The sequence below is a fragment of the Arthrobacter sp. I3 genome, assembly GCF_000520575.1.
Classification (GTDB): Bacteria; Actinomycetota; Actinomycetes; order Actinomycetales; family Micrococcaceae; genus Arthrobacter; species Arthrobacter humicola_A.
In genome coordinates this window covers 25,798-27,865 of the sequence record NZ_KI914907.1, presented here as the reverse complement: position 1 = coordinate 27,865, position 2,068 = coordinate 25,798, and the positions used below count along the sequence as shown (strand labels likewise).

Sequence of the window (2,068 nt, the reverse complement as noted above, 5' to 3'; positions counted from 1 at the left end):
GGCAGGTCCGTAAAGACCATCTCAGCGCACACGGCGAGCCGCATCAGAGGACCACGTTCTCGTTGACGGCCACTGTGTTGACCGCTGCCGGGGTCCCCCGCTTGACGGACTCGATGCAGGCCAGCGCCACGGCCAGTGCGCGCCGGGCGTCGCTGGCTCCCGGAGTGAGAGTGAAGGGCTTCGACTCCGGAGCGATACCGTCACGCCGGGCGCGCACGGCGTCGGCGAAGTCCGCCAGTTCGTCTGTGTAGGCCTGCCGGAAGAGCTCGACGTTCAGCCGTGGGGTGTCGGCGGACATCCCCTCGGCGGTGAACCGGCGGGCGGCGGTTTCGGTGGCGCGGCCGGCCTGGACCATGCCCTTGGAGCCGAAAACCTCGCCGCGGATGTCGTAACCGTAGAGTGCGCTGAAGTTTGCCTCGGCGACGGCTATCGCGCCGTTGCTGTAGCGGATGGTCACGACGGCGGTGTCCAGGAACCCCTGGTCCCGCAGTCCCGGCTCCACAAGCGCGTCGGCGACGGCGTAGACCTCCACGGGTTCGGCGCCTTCGTTGAACCAGTTCAGGGTGTCGAAGTCGTGGATCAGGGTTTCGAGGAAGATGGTCCATGCCGGGATCCTTGCGGCGTGGCCGATGCTCCCCGTGCCCGGGTCCCGGGTCAGCGAACGCAGCAGTTGCGGCTGCCCCACGATTCCGGCGGCGAGGTCCTTCTTGGCCGCCTGGAAGTCTGCGGCGTACCTGCGGTTGAAGCCGATCTGGAAGTGCACCCCGGCGGCGTCGACGGCGTCAAGGGCGGCGTCGAGCTCCTCGAGCCCCTGACCTGCGGGCTTCTCGCAGAAGACGTGCTTTCCGGCCGCTGCGGCCTGGCCGATCAGGGCGGAATGGAAACGCGCGGGGCTGGCGATGACGACGGCGTCAATCGCCGGGTCGGCCAGGAGGTCAGCGGCGTCGGCGGTCACCTTCGTGGTGCCCAGGGCGCCGGCCAGCGCCCCGGCGGATTCCAGGTTCGGATCCGCGATGGCGGCAAGGACGGCGCCGGGGAGGTCCGTAAAGACCATCTCAGCGCACACGGCGAGCCGCATCAGAGGACCACGTTCTCGTTGACGGCCACTGTGTTGACCGCTGCCGGGGTCCCCCGCTTGACGGACTCGATGCAGGCCAGCGCCACGGCCAGTGCGCGCCGGGCGTCGCTGGCTCCCGGAGTGAGAGTGAAGGGCTTCGACTCCGGAGCGATACCGTCACGCCGGGCGCGCACGGCGTCGGCGAAGTCCGCCAGTTCGTCTGTGTAGGCCTGCCGGAAGAGCTCGACGTTCAGCCGTGGGGTGTCGGCGGACATCCCCTCGGCGGTGAACCGGCGGGCGGCGGTTTCGGTGGCGCGGCCGGCCTGGACCATGCCCTTGGAGCCGAAAACCTCGCCGCGGATGTCGTAACCGTAGAGTGCGCTGAAGTTTGCCTCGGCGACGGCTATCGCGCCGTTGCTGTAGCGGATGGTCACGACGGCGGTGTCCAGGAACCCCTGGTCCCGCAGTCCCGGCTCCACAAGCGCGTCGGCGACGGCGTAGACCTCCACGGGTTCGGCGCCTTCGTTGAACCAGTTCAGGGTGTCGAAGTCGTGGATCAGGGTTTCGAGGAAGATGGTCCATGCCGGGATCCTTGCGGCGTGGCCGATGCTCCCCGTGCCCGGGTCCCGGGTCAGCGAACGCAGCAGTTGCGGCTGCCCCACGATTCCGGCGGCGAGGTCCTTCTTGGCCGCCTGGAAGTCTGCGGCGTACCTGCGGTTGAAGCCGATCTGGAAGTGCACCCCGGCGGCGTCGACGGCGTCAAGGGCGGCGTCGAGCTCCTCGAGCCCCTGACCTGCGGGCTTCTCGCAGAAGACGTGCTTTCCGGCCGCTGCGGCCTGGCCGATCAGGGCGGAATGGAAACGCGCGGGGCTGGCGATGACGACGGCGTCAATCGCCGGGTCGGCCAGGAGGTCAGCGGCGTCGGCGGTCACCTTCGTGGTGCCCAGGGCGCCGGCCAGCGCCCCGGCGGATTCCAGGTTCGGATCCGCGATGGCGGCAAGGACGGCGCCG

General features: G+C 69.4%; 2 protein-coding genes. Both read right to left on the bottom strand.

From position 1 onward, the window contains the following. Positions 1 to 43 precede the first annotated feature (43 nt). Positions 44 to 1,078 carry a Gfo/Idh/MocA family oxidoreductase gene (locus Y706_RS23645; RefSeq protein WP_043434791.1) on the bottom strand — a complete coding sequence of 345 codons (1,035 nt, stop codon included), beginning with the start codon at positions 1,076 to 1,078 and terminating at the stop codon, positions 44 to 46. Beyond that, positions 1,078 to 2,068, bottom strand: a 991-nt coding sequence (locus Y706_RS23640; RefSeq protein WP_043434789.1) for a Gfo/Idh/MocA family oxidoreductase, incomplete at its 5' end; no start/stop codon positions are given. The genes Y706_RS23645 and Y706_RS23640, both read right to left, overlap by 1 nt.